The 16,760-nt window shown below is 63.8% G+C and carries 17 protein-coding genes; 13 read left to right on the top strand and 4 right to left on the bottom strand.

Translation table 11 applies throughout. The annotated features are described in order from the left end of the window. Positions 1 to 9: 9 nt before the first annotated feature. The 10 genes from AC1DE1_RS10025 to lpxK all read left to right on the top strand — a co-directional run bounded on the left by AC1DE1_RS10025 (position 10) and on the right by lpxK (position 10,040). Positions 10 to 792 carry a succinate dehydrogenase iron-sulfur subunit gene (locus AC1DE1_RS10025; RefSeq protein WP_477176009.1) on the top strand — a complete coding sequence of 261 codons (783 nt, stop codon included), beginning with the start codon at positions 10 to 12 and terminating at the stop codon, positions 790 to 792. A 161-nt stretch (positions 793 to 953) separates the two neighbouring features. Next, complete coding sequence (locus AC1DE1_RS10020; protein WP_477176008.1) at positions 954 to 1,202, top strand: FAD assembly factor SdhE; 249 nt, start codon at positions 954 to 956, stop codon at positions 1,200 to 1,202. After that, on the top strand, positions 1,174 to 1,629 hold the full coding sequence (locus AC1DE1_RS10015) for a protein YgfX (protein WP_477176007.1): 456 nt from the start codon (positions 1,174 to 1,176) through the stop codon (positions 1,627 to 1,629). Before AC1DE1_RS10020 ends, AC1DE1_RS10015 begins: the two co-directional genes overlap by 29 nt. Before the next feature lie 70 nt (positions 1,630 to 1,699). After that, positions 1,700 to 2,947 (top strand): lipoprotein-releasing ABC transporter permease subunit, encoded by a 1,248-nt coding sequence (locus AC1DE1_RS10010; RefSeq protein ID WP_441604028.1) that lies wholly within the window; start codon positions 1,700 to 1,702, stop codon positions 2,945 to 2,947. After that, positions 2,940 to 3,650 carry a lipoprotein-releasing ABC transporter ATP-binding protein LolD gene (gene lolD, locus AC1DE1_RS10005; protein ID WP_477176006.1) on the top strand — a complete coding sequence of 237 codons (711 nt, stop codon included), beginning with the start codon at positions 2,940 to 2,942 and terminating at the stop codon, positions 3,648 to 3,650. The genes AC1DE1_RS10010 and lolD overlap by 8 nt, the downstream gene beginning before the upstream one ends. A gap of 111 nt (positions 3,651 to 3,761) precedes the next feature. Beyond that, positions 3,762 to 6,059, top strand: a complete 2,298-nt coding sequence (locus AC1DE1_RS10000) for a DNA internalization-related competence protein ComEC/Rec2 (protein ID WP_477176005.1) — start codon at positions 3,762 to 3,764, stop codon at positions 6,057 to 6,059. A 148-nt stretch (positions 6,060 to 6,207) separates the two neighbouring features. After that, a complete protein-coding gene (locus tag AC1DE1_RS09995) occupies positions 6,208 to 6,858 on the top strand; it encodes a MotA/TolQ/ExbB proton channel family protein (RefSeq protein WP_477179078.1) in 651 nt (216 codons plus the stop codon). Positions 6,859 to 6,861: 3 nt separating this feature from the next. After that, entirely contained in the window at positions 6,862 to 7,293 is a 432-nt protein-coding gene (locus AC1DE1_RS09990) for an ExbD/TolR family protein (RefSeq protein ID WP_121881045.1), read from the top strand. Next, entirely contained in the window at positions 7,290 to 9,062 is a 1,773-nt protein-coding gene (gene msbA / locus AC1DE1_RS09985) for a lipid A export permease/ATP-binding protein MsbA (protein ID WP_477176004.1), read from the top strand. The genes AC1DE1_RS09990 and msbA overlap by 4 nt, the downstream gene beginning before the upstream one ends. 9 nt (positions 9,063 to 9,071) lie before the next feature. Then, on the top strand, positions 9,072 to 10,040 hold the full coding sequence (lpxK, locus tag AC1DE1_RS09980; RefSeq protein WP_477176003.1) for a tetraacyldisaccharide 4'-kinase: 969 nt from the start codon (positions 9,072 to 9,074) through the stop codon (positions 10,038 to 10,040). Positions 10,041 to 10,110: 70 nt separating this feature from the next. On the opposite strand, the gene AC1DE1_RS09975 is transcribed toward lpxK, so the two are convergent. Continuing rightward, positions 10,111 to 10,587 carry a glycine zipper 2TM domain-containing protein gene (locus AC1DE1_RS09975; RefSeq protein ID WP_052949583.1) on the bottom strand — a complete coding sequence of 159 codons (477 nt, stop codon included), beginning with the start codon at positions 10,585 to 10,587 and terminating at the stop codon, positions 10,111 to 10,113. A gap of 165 nt (positions 10,588 to 10,752) precedes the next feature. On the opposite strand from AC1DE1_RS09975, the gene AC1DE1_RS09970 reads away from it, so the two are divergent. Further along, positions 10,753 to 11,151 carry a DUF6165 family protein gene (locus AC1DE1_RS09970; RefSeq protein ID WP_441604034.1) on the top strand — a complete coding sequence of 133 codons (399 nt, stop codon included), beginning with the start codon at positions 10,753 to 10,755 and terminating at the stop codon, positions 11,149 to 11,151. Positions 11,152 to 11,303: 152 nt separating this feature from the next. Here the strand turns inward: AC1DE1_RS09970 and AC1DE1_RS09965 are convergent, their stop codons facing one another. From AC1DE1_RS09965 to AC1DE1_RS09955, 3 genes are all read right to left on the bottom strand, one after another. Then, positions 11,304 to 12,923, bottom strand: a complete 1,620-nt coding sequence (locus tag AC1DE1_RS09965; RefSeq protein ID WP_477176002.1) for a hypothetical protein — start codon at positions 12,921 to 12,923, stop codon at positions 11,304 to 11,306. 1 nt (position 12,924) lies between these two features. Continuing rightward, positions 12,925 to 13,860, bottom strand: coding sequence for a glycosyltransferase family 2 protein (locus AC1DE1_RS09960; protein ID WP_477178221.1), 936 nt, complete (start codon positions 13,858 to 13,860; stop codon positions 12,925 to 12,927). 295 nt (positions 13,861 to 14,155) lie between these two features. Further along, positions 14,156 to 15,199, bottom strand: coding sequence for a glycosyltransferase family 9 protein (locus tag AC1DE1_RS09955; RefSeq protein WP_477176000.1), 1,044 nt, complete (start codon positions 15,197 to 15,199; stop codon positions 14,156 to 14,158). 56 nt (positions 15,200 to 15,255) lie between these two features. On the opposite strand from AC1DE1_RS09955, the gene AC1DE1_RS09950 reads away from it, so the two are divergent. After that, positions 15,256 to 15,981, top strand: a complete 726-nt coding sequence (locus AC1DE1_RS09950; RefSeq protein ID WP_477175999.1) for a 3-deoxy-D-manno-octulosonic acid kinase — start codon at positions 15,256 to 15,258, stop codon at positions 15,979 to 15,981. Beyond that, positions 15,978 to 16,736: an MBL fold metallo-hydrolase gene (locus tag AC1DE1_RS09945; protein ID WP_477175998.1), complete on the top strand. Its 759-nt coding sequence runs from the start codon at positions 15,978 to 15,980 to the stop codon at positions 16,734 to 16,736. Before AC1DE1_RS09950 ends, AC1DE1_RS09945 begins: the two co-directional genes overlap by 4 nt. The last annotated feature ends 24 nt before the right edge of the window (positions 16,737 to 16,760 follow it).

Genomic DNA, 16,760 nt, shown 5'->3' with positions numbered 1-16,760 from the left:
AGAGCCACTGTGGCTGAGTTTTCGCTTCCTAAAAATTCCAAGGTCCAGCCGGGCAAGCACTTTCCCGCGAAGGACGCCAAGAAGCCGCGCACGTTCCGCATCTATCGCTGGAGCCCGGACGACGGCCAGAACCCGCGCATCGATACGTATGAAGTCGACATGGCTTCGTGCGGCCCGATGGTTCTGGACGCGCTGCTGAAGATCAAGAACGAGATCGACTCGACGCTCACCCTGCGCCGTTCGTGCCGCGAAGGCATCTGCGGCTCGTGCGCGATGAACATCGACGGCACCAATACGCTGGCCTGCACCAAGGCCATCGAGGATTGCGCCTCGGGCGACGTGAAGATCTATCCGCTGCCGCATATGCCGGTGGTGAAGGATCTGGTGCCCGACCTCACGCACTTCTACGCCCAGTTCGCCTCGATCAAGCCGTGGCTGCGCACGCAGAGCCCGGCACCCGCCGACAAGGAACGCCTGCAGTCGCCGGAAGACCGCAAGAAGCTCGACGGCCTCTACGAGTGCATCCTGTGCGCGTGCTGCTCGACCAGCTGCCCGAGCTACTGGTGGAACGGCGACCGCTACCTCGGTCCGGCCATCCTGCTGCAGGCCTATCGCTGGATCATCGACAGCCGCGATGAGGACACCGGTGCGCGTCTGGACGATCTGGAAGATCCGTTCAAGCTGTATCGCTGCCACACGATCATGAATTGCGCCCGCACGTGCCCGAAGGGTCTGAACCCGGCGAAGGCGATTGCGGAGATCAAGAAGTTGATCGTCGAGCGTCGGAGTTAAGCTGTTGCTCTTTCCCTCTCCCTCCGGGGAGAGGGCAGGGTGAGGGGCGGGTGCTTGAGAAAGCCTTCCTTCGTGCCTTGGTTGAACTGAGGCAAGATTGACCCCTCACCTCAATCCTCTCCCCGGCGGGGAGAGGAAGTCACTAGGAGGCGCCGCGTTTTATGGACGAAGCCCGCATCAAACGCCTCCGCTGGCGCACCCGCCGCGGCACCCGCGAGCTCGACGCGCTGTTCGGTGGCTGGCTCGACGAACGCTTCGCCAGCGCCGACGAGGCCCAGCGCCAGGCCTTCGATGAACTGCTCGACGCGCAGGACCCGGACCTCTGGGACTGGGTGATGGGCCACGCCAAGGCGACGCGTCCCGACTGGCAGGCGATCATCGATGACATCCGCTCCCGCCATCGGCTTTGAATACCGGCCCTCGCGCTGGCTGGGGCGGCTTCTCTGGTTCCTCTCTGCCCTCGCCACACTGGCCGTGTGGATGTGCGCTGCGCCGTGGCCTGCCAGGCTCGCCATCAGCTTCGCCATTGGCCTCGCCCTCTGGCGCACGCTTGCGCGCTGGTCCGACGCACCGCTGCAGGCGGCTGGCTGGGGGCGTGATGGCGGCTGGAGCCTGAGATTGCGGGGTGAGCAGGACGGGGCGGCGACCCTGGCATCGTTTCGGGTGATCGGCGAGCAGCTCGTATGGTTGCGGCTGTCGCTGGCCGATGGGGGGCATGCCAACCTGCTGCTGGCGCCCGACAACAGCGACGCCGATATCCGCCGCCGGCTGCGCATGCGGCTGGCCCAGGTCGAGGCATCGGGCACTTACGCCTCTGGCCGCGGTCCTACGGTTTAGCCGCGTTACAGGCGATAATCGTCAGCATTCGGGCGGCCAGCCCCTTCGATACCCACAAGCGACCGCCCTAATGTTCCGACCGCTAGAGCTTTTTATTGGCCTGCGTTACACCCGCGCCAAGCGTCGCAATCAATTCATCTCCTTCATCTCCACCGTCTCCATCGTCTGCATCGCCATCAGCGTGACCGCGCTGATCACGGTGATGTCAGTGATGAACGGCTTCGACGACGAGCTGCGCTCGCGCATCCTCGGTGCCATTTCTCATGCCACGGTTTCCGGCATGCCGGGCGAAGCCGTGCAGGACTGGCCGCGGGCGGTGAAGATCGCTGGCGCCAACAAGCATGTGCTCGGCGCCGCGCCTTACGTGGAGAGCGAGGCCTTCCTGCAGGCACGCCGTTCCACCGGCGGCTTGCTGCGCGGCATCGAACCGGCGCAGGAGCCCAAAGTCTCCGACCTCGATCAGCACATGGTGGAAGGCAAGCTCACCGAGCTGACGCCGGGCAGCTGGCACATCGTGCTCGGTCGCGAACTGGCCATGCAGCTGGGCGTGTCGGTGGGCGACAAGGTCATCGTGGCCGTGCCGGCATTCCAGTCTTCGCCGATCACGGGCAGCGTGCCGAATCTGCGCACGTTCACCGTGTCGGGCGTGTTCGAAATGGGCATGCAGGAATTCGATTCGGGTCTTGCGCTGGTCAACATGACCGACGCCGAGCGACTCAATCGTTTGGGCGGTCCCACCGGCATCCGTTTGAAGCTCGACGACATGTTCAACGCGCGCGAAGTGGCACGCGAACTTGCCGATCAGCTGGGCCAGGTCTACCGCGTGGATACCTGGATGGACAGCCACGCCAACTTCTTCTCCGCCATCTCGATGGAGAAAAAGGTGATGTTCATCATCCTCTCGCTGATCATCCTGGTGGCGGTGATCAACCTCATCTCGATGCTGATGATGCTGGTGACCGACAAGCAGGCGGATATCGCCATCCTGCGCACGCTCGGATCCACTCCGCGCAGCATCATGGGCATGTTCATGGTGCAAGGCGTGCTGGTCGGCTTTGTCGGCATCGGTTTCGGCGTGGGCCTGGGTTCGCTGCTGTCGTGGAAGCTGCCTGGCATCGTGAAGTGGATTGAACACGTCACCGGCGTCACCTTCCTCTCGCCGGACGTCTATTACATCAGCGAGCTGCCGAGCAAACTGCTGGCGAGCGACGTGGGCTGGGTGGCACTGATCACCTTCCTGTTCTCCTTGCTGGCCACCCTCTATCCCGCTTGGCGTGCGTCGCGCACCCAGCCCGCGCAGGCGCTGCGTTATGAATAAGCCGATGAACTCCGCCAATGACGTGGTAATGCGCGCAAGCCATATCGCCAAGACGTATGAAGAAGGCGATCTGAAAACCGATGTGCTGTCCGACGTGAGCTTCACCCTGAAGCGCAGCGAGACGCTGGCCATCGTGGGTGCTTCGGGCTCGGGCAAGAGCACGCTGTTGCACATCCTCGGCGGCCTGGACACGCTGACGCGTGGCGAAGTGGAAGTGGAGGGACGCAACCTCTCCAGCCTTTCCGACGCCGAGCGCGGCCGCGTGCGCAATCGCTCGATGGGTTTCATCTACCAGTTCCACCATCTGCTGCCGGAATTCACCGCGCTGGAAAACGTGTGCATGCCGCTGTTGATCCGCGGCGTGGCCATCAGTGAAGCGGAACGCCAGGCGGCGGCGCTGCTGGGTCGGGTGGGACTGGGCCAGCGCTTGAATCACAAACCGTCCGAACTTTCGGGCGGCGAGCGCCAGCGCAGTGCGGTGGCGCGCGCCCTGGTGACGCGTCCGGCCGTGGTGCTGGGCGACGAACCCACCGGCAATCTCGACGAAACCAATGCGGCGCAGGTCTACGACTTGATGATCGAGCTCAACCGCGAGATCGGCACCAGCTTCATCCTGGTCACTCACGATAACCGCCTCGCCAAGCGCATGGATCGCACGCTTGAGCTGCACAACGGCAGCCTGGTGGAGAAGATCCACGCCTGACGACCGAGGTCGCCGCAAGGCGGCCTTCGTGTTTGAGGCCTACAGGTTTTTCGGCGCCGTCGTTGCCTCGCACGCATTAACCTGATCCCTTCCGCAGGAAAGGGGACGGCATTGCGCAAGGACGGCGCGCTGGTACCGGCGATCATGTTGCTGCTCGGCGTGCTGGTCGTGCAGTGGCTGGTGGTGTTGCCGTCGGCCTGGTTCTGCGGCGCACTCGCCGTACTTGCATGCATCGTGCTTCGTCTGGGCGCCCATGGGCGTGCACTGGCCTGGTGCCTGTTCGGCATCGCCTGGGCGTGCTGGCGTGGCGGCGCCGCGATGGACGCGCGTCTGCCGCGCGAGCGGGAAGGGCAGGACATCACCGTCGTGGGTCGTGTCGACGATCTGCCAATCGTCGGCAACGACGCCACCGGCTTTTTGCTCAACATCGAACATGCCGCATTCGGCGATACGCTGTTGCCCTTGCACGGACGCGTGCGCGTGAATTGGTATCGCGACGCTCCCCAGATACCACCATGCAGCCGCTGGCAGCTCAGCTTGCGCCTCAAGCGTCCACGCGGGTTGGTTAATCCCGGCGGCGCCGACGGCGAACGCAGCGCACTGGAGCGCCACATCGTGGCGGTGGGTTACGTGCGTGACGGCGAGGATAATCGGCCACTCGAAAGTCCAGGTTTCTGCATCAACCGCGTTCGCGCTGCGATCAGTCGCGGGATCGCTGCGCGTGTGAGCGATCCACACGATGTGGCCTTGCTGCAGACATTCTCCGTGGGTGATACGCGAGGTTTGAGCCAGCACGATTGGGAAGTGGCTCGTGCAAACGGCATTCCACACCTCATCGCCATCTCAGGTTTTCATGTCGGCGTATCGGCGTTGTTTGGCGTGTGGTTCGCGCGCCTGATCTATCTGCTGGTGCCGCGTTGCGGATGGCGACTTCCGAGAGTGCAGGCGCAGGCCATGGCCGCGCTGGCAGCGGCAGGGGTGTACAGCGCATTGGCGGGCTTTGGCCTGCCGACGGTGCGCACCTTGTTGATGATCGCCATCGTGGCGCTGGCGCGATGTTCCCGGCGTCATCCGACGGGAGCGCAGACACTCTCGCTCGCGCTGTTGGCCGTGTTGCTGATGGATCCCTTGTCGGTATTGTCGGCAGGCTTCTGGTTGTCGTTTATCGGCGTGGCGTTCCTGATGGTGAGCCTGTCGATACACGGCAAAGGACTGCGCGGCTTCCTGCACGAGCTGTCCGCCGGTCAGTTGGTGATGACGCTGTCACTGTTGCCTTTGACGATGTGGTTCTTCGGCGAATCGTCGCTGGTGGGGGCGCTCTCGAATCTCATCGCCGTGCCGTTCGTGAGTTTCGTCATCGTGCCCGCCGCGCTGATTGGCATGATCCTGCTGGGGATCTGTCCACCGTTGGCGCAACCGGTGTTTGTCGCTGCGGCGTGGCTGGCGCACGCGCAGTGGTGGTTGCTGGAGCGGATGGCGACTTGGCCGGGCGCGCATTGGTATCTGCCCGAAGTGAGCGGCTGGGCCCTGCTGCTGGCGACCACTGGCGCGTTGTGGCTGTTCGCACCGCGCGGGGTGCCCATGCGATGGCTGGGCGGCCTGCTGTTCCTGCCACTGCTCTTTCCGCAGCGTAGCCTGCCCACACAAGGCGGCTTCCAGTTGTGGATGCTGGATGTGGGGCAGGGTTTGTCCGTGGTGGTTCGCACCGAACATCACGCACTCGTCTACGATGCGGGTGCGCGCTATCCGTCGGATTTCGACCTGGGCGAGGCGGCGGTGCTTCCTTCATTGCACGCGCTCGGCATCAAGCACCTCGACTTGATCGTTGCCAGTCATGCCGACAACGACCACGCAGGCGGCATTCCAGCCGTTGCCGCTGCATTTCCCGCAGCGGAACGCATCTCGGGTGAGCCTGAGCGATCGCCTGTGCCGATGGCGGCATGCGAGGTTGGCAGGCGCTGGCAGTGGGACGGCGTGAGCCTGCGCGTATTGCCCTCGGGCGGGAGCGGTGGCCCGGCCAATGACCGCTCCTGCGTCCTGCTGGTGGAAGGGGCGGCCGGCCGGGCGCTGCTGACCGGCGACATCACGGCAGCCGTCGAGCCCACAGTGGCCTTGTCACTGCGGCCGGGACCTCCTTTGGTGATGACGGTGCCGCACCACGGCAGCAAGACTTCATCCAGTGCGAGCTTCATCCAGGCGATCTCGCCCGAGCTGGCGCTGGTCTCGGCGGGCTGGCGCAATCGCTTCCACCATCCCAGCCCGGTCGTGATCAAGCGCTACGACGAGGCCGGCGTGCCATGGCTGAACACCGCGACCGCCGGGGCCATCCAGGTCGATGTGCCGCCGGATCGGCCGCCCCATGTCGCGGCCACCTGGCGGCAACGCCAGTCTCGCTACTGGCGCGAATAAGCCCGGGACCTTGCCGAACGCCACCGCAGGCCCCAAAAAGGCGACTTTCGCAACTGCCACCGGTGCCGCGGAACGGCCGGACGAGACTGTTATGATGCGTCCCTCCTGACTGGCGAAGTGGCTCGGAGTCGTTGTGCTGGATATCTTGATGGCTGGTGGCTGGGCGATGCTGCCCATCCTGATCTGTTCGGCGGTCGCCCTGGCGATCGTGCTGGAGCGTTGCTGGACCCTGCGCCGCAAGTCGGTGCTGCCGCCCGGCCTGGGCGAGGAAGTACGCAACTGGGCCCGCTCGGGCCAGGTCGATCCGAGCCATCTCACCACCCTCGCCAACGGTTCGCCGCTGGGCGAGCTGCTGGCCTCGGCGCTGGCTGTGCGCAACCGTCCGCGTGAACTCATCAAGGAGCGCATCGAGGACACCGGTCGCCATGTGGTCCATCGCATGGAGCGCTATCTCAATACGCTGGGCACGATCGCACTGATCGGCCCGCTGCTCGGCCTGCTCGGCACGGTGATCGGCCTGATCCGCATGTTCATGGAAGTGCTGCACGGTGGCGTGGGTGATCCCATGAAGATGGCCGGCGGCATCGGCGAAGCGCTGATCTGTACTGCCACCGGCCTGATCGTCGCCATTCCCGCGTACGTGCTGCATCGCTATTTCCGCTCCAAGGTCGCTGGCTACTGCGTTGAAATGGAAAAGCAGGCCACCGAACTGCTCGACGAACTCACCATCAACCAACCGGCTCCTGCGCCCCGCACGCGTGCGCCGCGCGCTGCCGCTGCCGAGTCGAGCGCGAGCTGACGCATGCGTATCGGCAACGACCGTCGGCAAGACGACTTCGAGATCAACGTGATCTCGCTGATCGACGTGCTGCTTACCCTGCTGATGTTCTTCGTGTTGACCACCACGTTTATCCAGCACTCGCGGCTGCAGGTGACCCTGCCCAAGGCCAGCGCGGAAGAACGCGACATGCAGGCACCCGCGCTCACCGTGGTGGTGGACCGCGACGGCCACTTCTTCGTGGGCAGCGATGAAGTGCACGGCGAAGGCGTCGAGCCGCTCAAGCAGGCCATCGGCAACGTGGCCGGCGACGATCGCGAGCGCCAGGTCACCATTCGCGCGGATGCCATGACCCCGCATCAAAACGTCGTCACCGCCATGGATGCTCTGGGCCAGCTTGGCTTCACCAAGCTGTCCATTGCCACGACCCCCAGTCAGGCGGATAGCGCTCAGTGAGTAACGGCAAGGTCAAGATCTGGGACGCGCACACGCGCCAGATCTACAAGCGCCTGTTTGGCTACACCCGGCGCTTCTGGGTGGTGGGCGTGATCGCCATCGTGGGCATGATTGTCGACGGCGGTGGCCTGGCGGTGTTCACCAAGCTGCTGAAGCCGATGATCGACAAGCTATTTGTCGACAAGGATCCGGTGCTGATTTTCTGGATGCCGATCTGGATCGTGCTGATCTTCCTGGTGCGCGGTGTTGGCACCTTCGCCAGCAGTTACGGCGTGTCCTACATCGGCCGCAACGTCGTCAACGCGATGCAGCGCGACGTGTTTGGCGCCTATCTGCGCCTGCCGGCGACGTTCTTCGGCCAGGAGCATTCCGGGCACCAGGTTTCGCGCATCACCTATACCAGTGAACAGGTCGCATCCGCCTCGACCGACTCGGTGAAGGTGGTCGTGACCGAAGGCGTCACCGTGATCGGCTTCATCTACGTGATGCTGAGCACCAGTGCGTACCTCACGCTGGCCTTGTTCGTGATGGTGCCGCTGATCATGCTGATCGCTGGCATCGTCAGCCGTCGCTATCGTTCGATCAGTCGCCGCATCCAGGGCATGATGGGTTCGGTGACCGGTACTGTGGAAGAATCGGTCGAGGCGCATCGCGAGATCCGCATCTACGGTGGCCAGGAGCAGGCGGCTGCGCGCTTCAGGGAGGTCACTGACAGTACGCGGCGACTGAACCTCAAGATTGCCTCCACCAATGCGCAGTCGAGCACGGCGATCCAGACCGTGGCCGCGCTGGCGCTTGCGGTGATGGTGTTTCTGGCGACGCGACCGTTTGAAATCCAGCATATGTCAGCCGGTGTGTTCATCACCGTGCTGACCGCCATGGGCGGCATGATGCCGTCGCTGAAGCGGCTGGCGAATATCCAGTCGAATATCCAGAGCGGCATTTCCGCGGCCGAAAACCTGTTCGAGATCATCGATACGGCGCCCGAGGTGGACGTGGGTACGCGTGTGTTGGAACGCACCCAGGGCGATATCCGTTTCGAGAACGTGGGACTGGTGTATCCGCGTGGCGAGTTCGAAGCCTTGCGCGGCATCAACCTGCACTGCGCGCCGGGCACGGTCACGGCCTTGGTGGGGCGTTCCGGCAGCGGCAAGAGCAGCCTGGTCAGCCTGCTGCCTCGCTTCAATGCGCCCACGACGGGGCGCATCCTCCTTGATGGCGCTGACTACGAGAGCATCACGCTGGCGTCGTTGCGCCGGCAGATTGCCTGGGTGGGGCAGAGCGTGGTCTTGTTCGACGGCACCGTGGCGGAAAACATCGCGTACGGCGAACTTGCCGGTGCAAGCGAGGCCGACATCATCGCGGCCGCGCAGGCCGCCAACGCATGGGAATTCATCCAGAAAATGCCGCAAGGCATTCATAGCGTGATCGGGCAGGGCGGCAATCTGCTTTCCGGCGGTCAGCGTCAGCGCCTGGCCATCGCCCGCGCGATCCTCAAGAACGCACCCATCCTCGTTCTGGACGAAGCGACCAGCGCGCTGGATACCGAATCCGAGCGATTGATCCAGCAAGCGCTGCAGGGCCTGATGAAGGACCGCACCACGCTGGTCATCGCGCATCGCCTGTCCACCATCGAACACGCCGACCAGATTGCCGTGATGGACCAGGGCCGCATCGTCGAGCGCGGCACGCACGCCGACCTGCTGGCCTTGAACGGCCACTATGCAGCGCTGCATCGCATGCAGTTCCACAGCCAGGCCAGTGACTGAGGCCATGGCATGACGACGGCCGAACGTCTCCAATCGGCTTGGTACGGCGCAGTGCCTGCGCCATGGTGGACGGGGCCGCTGTCGTGGCTTTACGGCGCGCTCACTGCATTGCGGCGCTCTCTGTATCGCATCGGCGTTCTGCGCAGCACACGACTGACCGTGCCGGTGATCGTGATCGGCAATTTGAGCGTGGGCGGCACCGGCAAGACACCCTTGACGATTGCCCTGGCCGAAGGTCTGCGCGAGCGCGGTTACACGCCGGGCGTGGTCAGTCGCGGCTACGGCGGCACGCAAAAACTTCCCCTCTTGTTGGATGCATCGGCCGAGCCATCGCAAGTCGGCGATGAGCCCTGCCTGATCCGCGCCAGTGGCGTGCCGGTGGCCGTGGGGCGCGATCGACCCACAGCGGCGAAGCTGCTGATCGACGCCGGTTGCGATGTCGTGATCGCCGATGACGGTCTGCAGCACTATGCGTTGGCGCGCGACCTGGAGATCTGCGTCATCGACGGCGTGCGTCGCTTCGGCAATGGCCGCTTGTTGCCGGCCGGTCCTTTGCGCGAGCCGATGTCGCGTCTGCAGAAGGTCGACTATCGCGTCTGCAACGGTGGTGCCGTGGCGCCCGGCGATATCGCGATGGAATTGCACGGCGGCATGGCACGCGCATTGGTCGACGATCACGCACAGCCACTGGCGGATTTCGCCGGCCAGACCGTGCATGCAATCGCCGCGATCGGAAACCCGGCGCGATTTTTTGCAAGCCTGCGTGCGCAGGGCCTGCAGGTGATCGAGCATCCGTTTCCCGATCACCACGCCTTTGTGCCAAACGATTTTCCGTTCGACGGCAAGCCAGTCCTGATGACGGAAAAGGATGCCGTGAAATGCCGGACTTTCGCGCAGGCCCATTGGTGGTCGGTGCCGGTGCGGGCGGTATTGCCGAAAGCCTTCTTCGACGACATCGACGCGCGCCTGCGCCGCTGACCTTACTGACGTCAGCCAAGAAAAAAGCCGGTCTTCGCAGACCGGCTTTTTGTTTGAATCGTGCAGCGACTTACTGGATGCGCGTGATATTGCCCTGCGGATCGATCTGCACCAGATCGCCGGTGCGGATTGCGCTGGCATCGGGCACCGTCACATTGGCATAGGAGCCATTGCCCATGCGGATGCGCAAGCTGTAGCTGGCGTTCGGACGGCCGCTGTTGGCGCCGATGCGGTTGCCCGCATAGCCGCCGCCGACGGCGCCGGCCACCGTGGCCAGGGTGTTGCCCTTGCCCTTGCCGACCTGGTTGCCCAGCACGCCGCCGGCGATGCCGCCGATGATGGTGCCGGCCATGCTGTGGTCGTTGCCCTGGGTGATGTTCTGGTCGATCGACTCCACCGTGCCGCACTGGTCACAGCGGATATAGATGCCGTCGTTGCGAACCAGCACGCCGTTGCGCGCCGGCTGCTGGGACTGGGCACTGGCGGCAAACGGGCTGATAGCCAGCAGGGCTGCCAGGGACAACACGGCGATACGGGGGGTGAACATGGACTCTCTCTCTCCATTGGGTGGGCGTTGCGTCACCAGTCTAGCGAGGCAGGCTGAATGGCGAACTGAATGATCCGACAAAGACCCTCTATCATGTGCACTTTTCCGGCCGACTGCCGTGACCCCTGCGGCACGTTGCGAAAGCCCTGCACCATCGGAGCTGTCATGAGCCTTATCCAAGTCCCGGTTTCTTACGGCGAGCTGATCGACAAGATCACCATCCTGGAAATCAAATCCAAGCAGATCACCGACGCGGCCAAGCTGGCCAACGTGCGCACCGAGCTGGACCTGCTCAACACCACCTGGGCCAGCCATCCAGCCTCGCAGACCGACATCACCGCCGAACGCGCCCGCCTTCTGGCGGTGAACGAGTCGCTGTGGGACATCGAGGATCGCATCCGCCTGAAGGAAAAAGCCCAGGCCTTCGACGCCGAGTTCATCGAACTGGCCCGCGCGGTGTACTTTCAGAACGACGACCGCGCTGCAGTGAAGCGTGAGATCAACCTCAAGCTGGGCTCACAGCTGGTGGAAGAAAAGTCGTACCAGGATTACAAGGCGAAATAATCCGCCTCCGCCTTGTTGTAGGAGCGCACCCTGTGCGCGACCGGCCCGCTGCGCCGCGCCGCTCGCCCGCAGCTGTCGCGCACAGGGTGCGCTCCTACATCTGCCTAATGCCACCGGGGTTCGCACCTCTCCTATCGCTTAAGGCGCTGGCTTCATCCCCGAATCAGCCGACACAAGCGCAGTCCCTGGGCGTAGCTGTTCCCCTTGCGACCCATCTCCAGGTTCGACGGGATATCCCTGCAGTCGGCGATGCGATAGTCCGGAAGCATCTCCACTATCAAAGCCTCCTCCAGCGTGTTCGAAGGGTCGTCGCGAAGCACGACATAGCGTGGACCCGGGTGATCGCGAAGCCGTTGCTGAACCCGGCTCCACAAGCCATATCCCTGTGATGCGCGGACAAACCAACTGAGCCCCACAAAGCTGATCGTTTCGTTCCCCGGGAACATGGGGGCGAGATAAGCGTCCGGCGTTCCCGCCAGGATGATTTGGCTATTCGGCTCGACCGTGCCGGTATCGACTTCCAGTACATGCTGGGCATAGGCGGTGCGCCACCAGTTCGGGTATGTCGTCATGGCGAGGATGGCCAGGAGGAGTGGCAATCCTGCCGCAGGGTGGAGCGGCATCCTGCGGCTTCCCGCAGGGCGCCAGGACCACATGGCGCTGAGCATCAGGATGCCGGTGAGCGCCTCGATGGGGATCGCATAGCGAAGTATGGAAAACGAAGCTAGCCAGAGGACATAACTTGCGCTGGTGAAGGTGACCAGCAGATGCAGGCCGCGATCGTGTTGTTTTGAACGAAGTGATCGACGAAACCAGCGGGCAAGGCCGATGGCAAGCAGCGCAAGCATGGCAAGTGCATAACGCGAGTCGGCGAAGGCTGCTTCCGTCACGATATCGCGCTGCTTCTTTAGCCAGAAGAACGGATAGAACAGCCATTGCAGCAGGGTGCGCGGTCGAAATCGTCCGTCGGTCCCGTCGCTTGCAGCCGTCAGTGCCGAATGAAACAGCTGATTGAACATGGGGAAAGTGGGATTTCCGGTCTCCCGATAAAGGTGTAGACCCCAGGGGCCATAAGCGACCAGGAAGGCGGCAACGACGCCTGCACCAAAGACGACCGTGACTTGCCAGGCCACTCGAGACCGGACGCCCAGCGTGACCAACAGTGCCAATGCCAGCGCCGGTGGATACACCATCGCCGTAGGCTTGAGGCCCGCGGCCACGCCGCAGCAAAGGCCCGCGAACAACGCCGGTTTTAGACGAACCGCGTTTTCGCACTGCGGCAGTGCCCGGATGAGTACATACAAACCCAGCAGCACCAACACCGCCAACTGGATTTCGTTGGTGGTGCTGCCTGCCTGCGACACCGCCATCGTGCCTGTGGCGCCGATCAGTGCGGCACAGATGTCTGCCAGGCCGAACGGCCTTTCCTGCAACCGCGCAAGCTGACGGGCGATTCCAGCAATCAGATAAACCAAGGCGCCAAACCAAAGGCCTTGTACGGCAGCAAGCGTCCGCGGCCAGGCGTGGAGGGGGCCTTGAGCCAGCCAAAAATAAGGCAGATCAGCGAGCGGATTGAAGTAGCTCTGCATGCTCGCCGGGGCAATGTCCTGGGCATAGCGGTCGTGAAGGAAGGCCCAGGCGTTGTACAGGTGATAGTTCTTGGTGTCCCAGAGAGCATCCTGGCCGAGGCCAACCGAAAGGCCTGCGCCAAAGGCCAGGCACAAGGCGAAAACGAGCAGCTGACGCCGCCCTCGATTCAGCAGGGCGGCCATCTCAGCGCGGCTCTTCGTTACCAAGGGGCGACGGATAGGCAAGATACGTCAAGTGCTTCCGCTCTCGTCGACCCAGCGTCACCGTATCAAGGATGAGCCCACAGACGAGCAGGCCACCGGCCAGCAACGCCAGTGCAGCGCATAGCACGGCCGTCGGAAAACGAGGGACCAAGCCGGTTTCAAGAAATGTTCTGAACAGTGGGATGGCCAGACCCAACGACAGCGCGGCACAGGCGACAGCGCCTATCGAAAAGAAGGCCAAAGGTTTGCCGTTCTTGGTGAGCTTTACGATGGTCCAAAGGATGCGGCCACCATCCATCCAGGTACTAAGCTTGCTTTGCGATCCATCCATGCGCGACACGTAGCGGGTCGGATGCTCGGCCACGGGCATATGTTGCTCAAGCGCATGAACCGTCAGCTCGGTCTCCACTTCAAATCCGCTGGCGTGAGCTGGATAAGATTTCACGAAGCGCCGCGAGAACACCCGGTAACCCGAAAGCATGTCGGTGAAAGTGCGCCCGAAGATGTGTCCTGTCAGCTGGGTCAGTAGCCAGTTGCCGAAGCGATGTCCGCGCCGATAGGCCTCCAGTTCATCGCTCACGCGCGAACCCACGATCATGTCGAGCTGCTCGTCGCATAAACGCCGGATCATGACGGGCGCATCAGCAGCGTCATAGGTGGCATCGCCGTCGACCAGCACGTAGATATCGGCGTCCACATCGGCAAACATGCGGCGAATGACATGTCCCTTGCCCTGCAGGTCCTGTTGCCGGACGACAGCATTGGCTGCACGCGCGGCGGCCCATGTGCCGTCGGTGGAGTTGTTGTCGTAAACGTAGATGCGGGCTTCGGGCAACGCGGCTTGGAAGTCGCGTATCACGACGGGGACGGAGAGGACTTCGTTGTAGCAGGGGATCAAAACAGCGATGCGGGACATCCGTGTGCGACTCGTCCATACGGTGAGGTGCCTTGGCTGGGTGCAGAGCACCTCTGGAATGAGGTGTGCAGGCAGCTTCAGGTTGGGCGGCTACATCCTTGTCTGCCTCGACCGTACGGCGCCATCAGTCATTTCCGGCGGATCTGCCGGAGAATGCCCCGGATCCGCCACGCCAATGGATCGCACATCACCCCTTGTAGGAGCGCACCCTGTGCGCGACCGCTGCGGGCAGACCGCCGGGCGCGATCGGGCCGTCGCGCACAGGGTGCGCTCTTACAAGGGAGGGGCGGGTTCCTCAGGACAGGCGAAGGTGCTCTGTACACGCCTCGAATCGATCGATCACCTCATCGACGGCGATCAGATCCATCACGCCGGGTTTCTCGATCTTGGTGCCCCAGGGTATGTCGCTGGCGGGCTTGCCGAGAAAGGCGAGCGAGGCTTCGTTGTATTTGTCCACGCACCAGCGGCGGTCGGAATAAGGCCCCGAACGGTTCGGGTTGCTGGCGGCGTGCAGGCCCAGCACTTTGCAGCCGACGGCATTGGCCATGTGCATGGGGCCGGAGTCGGGAGTCAGCAGGATCGGTGCGCGCACCAGCATGGCCATCATCTTTTTCAGCGTGTCCTTGCCGGTGAGGTCGAGTGGCGCATGGCGGCAGGCCGCGAGCACGGCGTCGGCCATGCTGCGCTCGAGAGCAGATGGCCCGCCTACCAGCACTACGCGCCAGTCTTTTGCTGCGGCGTGGTCCATCACGGCGGCGTAGCGCTCGGGGCGCCAGTTGCGCACCGTATGGCTGGAAGTGGGGCTGACCAGCAGGGTTGGTTGATCGCCGGGCAGTTGTTGGGCGGCCCAGGCATGGGCTTCCTCGGGGATGGGAATATCCCAGCGCACCTGGGTCTGCTTGAGGCCCAGGGGTTCGCAGAAGCTGCCCATCGCGTCCAGCACGTGTTCGCCGGTGCGAGCGGGTATGCGTTCGCCGATCACCAGGCCGTGACCATCCTTGGCGCGGGCGTGGTCATAGCCGATGCGGCGATCGGCCTTGATGAACAGGCTCAGCAGGTTGGAGCGCAGCGCCACCTGCATCTGCAGCAGGGCGTCAAAGCGTTGCCCCTTCAGAGCCGCGCCGACGGCCCTCATGCCGGCCAGGCCCGCGCCCTTGTCGAAGGTGACGAAGTTGACGCCGGGCAGGTCGCCCACCAGCTTGCGCTCGAGCTTGCCCACGATCCAGCTCAGCTCGGCCTGGGGCCACGCCGCCTGGAGGGTGCGCACCAGCGGCACGACGTGGGTGACGTCGCCGATGGCGGAGGTGCGGAGCAGGCAGATCGAGGCAGGCGTGGGCATTAGGCTAGAATCATCGGACTTAGGGCTCGGGGCGGGCGTCTGAAGCGCAGAGGGCGATGCAGGAACGAATTCGCGAGAACGCCGCTGGTGTGATTCTGTTCGACGCCGCGGTGTCCCCACAAGTCGAAGACGATTGGTTCGAGCCCGAAGCATGGCGCGAACGCGGTGGCTTGCGCCAGCAAGCGGGTGGTCGCGGCGGCGTGGCCATCATCCAGACCTCGGCGGGTGAATGCGTGCTGCGGCACTATCGGCGCGGCGGCATGGTGGCCAAGCTGATGGGCGACCGCTACTTCTGGCGCGGCGCGCAGCACACGCGTTGCTTCGCGGAATTCCGCCTGCTGGGCTTCATTGCCTCGCGCGGACTGCCCAGCGCGCAGCCGGTCGCCTGCCGTTACCAGCGTCATGGCTGGTTCTATACCGCCGACCTGATCACCCGCCGCATCGCCCATGCGCAAACGCTGGCCGAGTGTCTGGCAGCTGGGCAACTGGACGGTGAAATGGCCGAGCTGGTGGGCGCGCTGGTGGCGCGTTTTCATCGCGCCGGCATCTGGCATGCCGACCTCAATGCCCACAATGTGCTGGTGACGAGCGATGAGCTTTACCTGATCGATTTTGACCGCGGCTGTCTGCGCGAACCCGCCGAGAGCTGGCAGCAGGCCAATCTGCAACGCCTGCGCCGTTCGCTGCTGAAGCTGGGTGCGGCCGCACAAGGCGAGGCCGCATTCGACGAGCAGTTGTGGAAACCCCTGATTTATCGCTACGAGCGTACGCTGAGAGCATGAACTGGTCCCTGCATTTCCTGGGTGTGGGTGCGGCGCATGCCGTGGAACTTGGTTCCTCGGCGGTCGTGCTTGAGCGCGACGGCAAGCCGCTGCTGCTGATCGATTGCGGTCCGGACACGCTGGATCGTTACGTCGCCGCGTATGGGGAGCCGCCGCGTGCGCTCTACATCACGCATACGCATATGGATCACATTGGCGGCATGGAGCGGCTGTTCTTCCGCCTGTGGTTCGACGAGCAGTGGCGGGGACGCACGCAGGTGTTCGTGCATGCCGCATTGCTGCCCTGGCTGCAGGCGCGCGTGGCGGATTATCCGAACGTGCTGGCCGAAGGCGGCGTCAATTTCTGGGAGGCCTTCCGGCTGGTTCCGTGCACGCGCGGCTTCTGGCTGGATGGGCTGTGGTTCGATGTGTTTGGCACGCGCCACCACATGGCTGGCACGTCCTACGGCGTGGCGCTGGCGGGCAGTTTTGCCTATACGGGTGATACGCGTCCGATTCCCGAGGTGCTTGCCCGCGTTGCGGCCGGCACTGAACTCATTGCCCACGATTGCGGTCTAGTAGGCAACCCCTCCCATACCGGCATCGACGACATCGAGCGCGAATATCCACAAGCATGGCAAGCGCGGTTGCGGTTGTATCACTACGGCAGCCAGGCCGATGGACAGGCACTGGCTGCACGGGGATACACCGTGGCTCGTACAGGCGAGCGAGTCGCCCTGCCTGCGCCGATGCCACCGCGTCCCGAAGCCGGTTGACCCCACTGCAGGACTTTCCGATCC

It is taken from the genome of Dyella sp. 05T440, assembly GCF_056395965.1.
Note: the sequence above shows the minus strand (reverse complement) of the source record. Positions and strands in the feature narration are given on the sequence as shown.

Excerpts from the sequence above, each read along its gene's own strand:
- AC1DE1_RS10020 (WP_477176008.1), top strand. The coding sequence starts at position 954 with ATGGACGAAGCCCGCATCAAACGCCTCCGCTGGCGCACCCGCCGCGGC.
- AC1DE1_RS10015 (WP_477176007.1), top strand. The coding sequence starts at position 1,174 with ATGACATCCGCTCCCGCCATCGGCTTTGAATACCGGCCCTCGCGCTGG.
- AC1DE1_RS10010 (WP_441604028.1), top strand. The coding sequence starts at position 1,700 with ATGTTCCGACCGCTAGAGCTTTTTATTGGCCTGCGTTACACCCGCGCC.
- lolD (WP_477176006.1), top strand. The coding sequence starts at position 2,940 with ATGAATAAGCCGATGAACTCCGCCAATGACGTGGTAATGCGCGCAAGC.
- AC1DE1_RS09995 (WP_477179078.1), top strand. The coding sequence starts at position 6,208 with ATGGCTGGTGGCTGGGCGATGCTGCCCATCCTGATCTGTTCGGCGGTC.
- AC1DE1_RS09990 (WP_121881045.1), top strand. The coding sequence starts at position 6,862 with ATGCGTATCGGCAACGACCGTCGGCAAGACGACTTCGAGATCAACGTG.
- lpxK (WP_477176003.1), top strand. The coding sequence starts at position 9,072 with ATGACGACGGCCGAACGTCTCCAATCGGCTTGGTACGGCGCAGTGCCT.
- AC1DE1_RS09975 (WP_052949583.1), bottom strand. The coding sequence starts at position 10,587 with ATGTTCACCCCCCGTATCGCCGTGTTGTCCCTGGCAGCCCTGCTGGCT.
- AC1DE1_RS09970 (WP_441604034.1), top strand. The coding sequence starts at position 10,753 with ATGAGCCTTATCCAAGTCCCGGTTTCTTACGGCGAGCTGATCGACAAG.
- AC1DE1_RS09965 (WP_477176002.1), bottom strand. The coding sequence starts at position 12,923 with ATGGCCGCCCTGCTGAATCGAGGGCGGCGTCAGCTGCTCGTTTTCGCC.
- AC1DE1_RS09960 (WP_477178221.1), bottom strand. The coding sequence starts at position 13,860 with ATGTCCCGCATCGCTGTTTTGATCCCCTGCTACAACGAAGTCCTCTCC.
- AC1DE1_RS09955 (WP_477176000.1), bottom strand. The coding sequence starts at position 15,199 with ATGCCCACGCCTGCCTCGATCTGCCTGCTCCGCACCTCCGCCATCGGC.
- AC1DE1_RS09950 (WP_477175999.1), top strand. The coding sequence starts at position 15,256 with ATGCAGGAACGAATTCGCGAGAACGCCGCTGGTGTGATTCTGTTCGAC.
- AC1DE1_RS09945 (WP_477175998.1), top strand. The coding sequence starts at position 15,978 with ATGAACTGGTCCCTGCATTTCCTGGGTGTGGGTGCGGCGCATGCCGTG.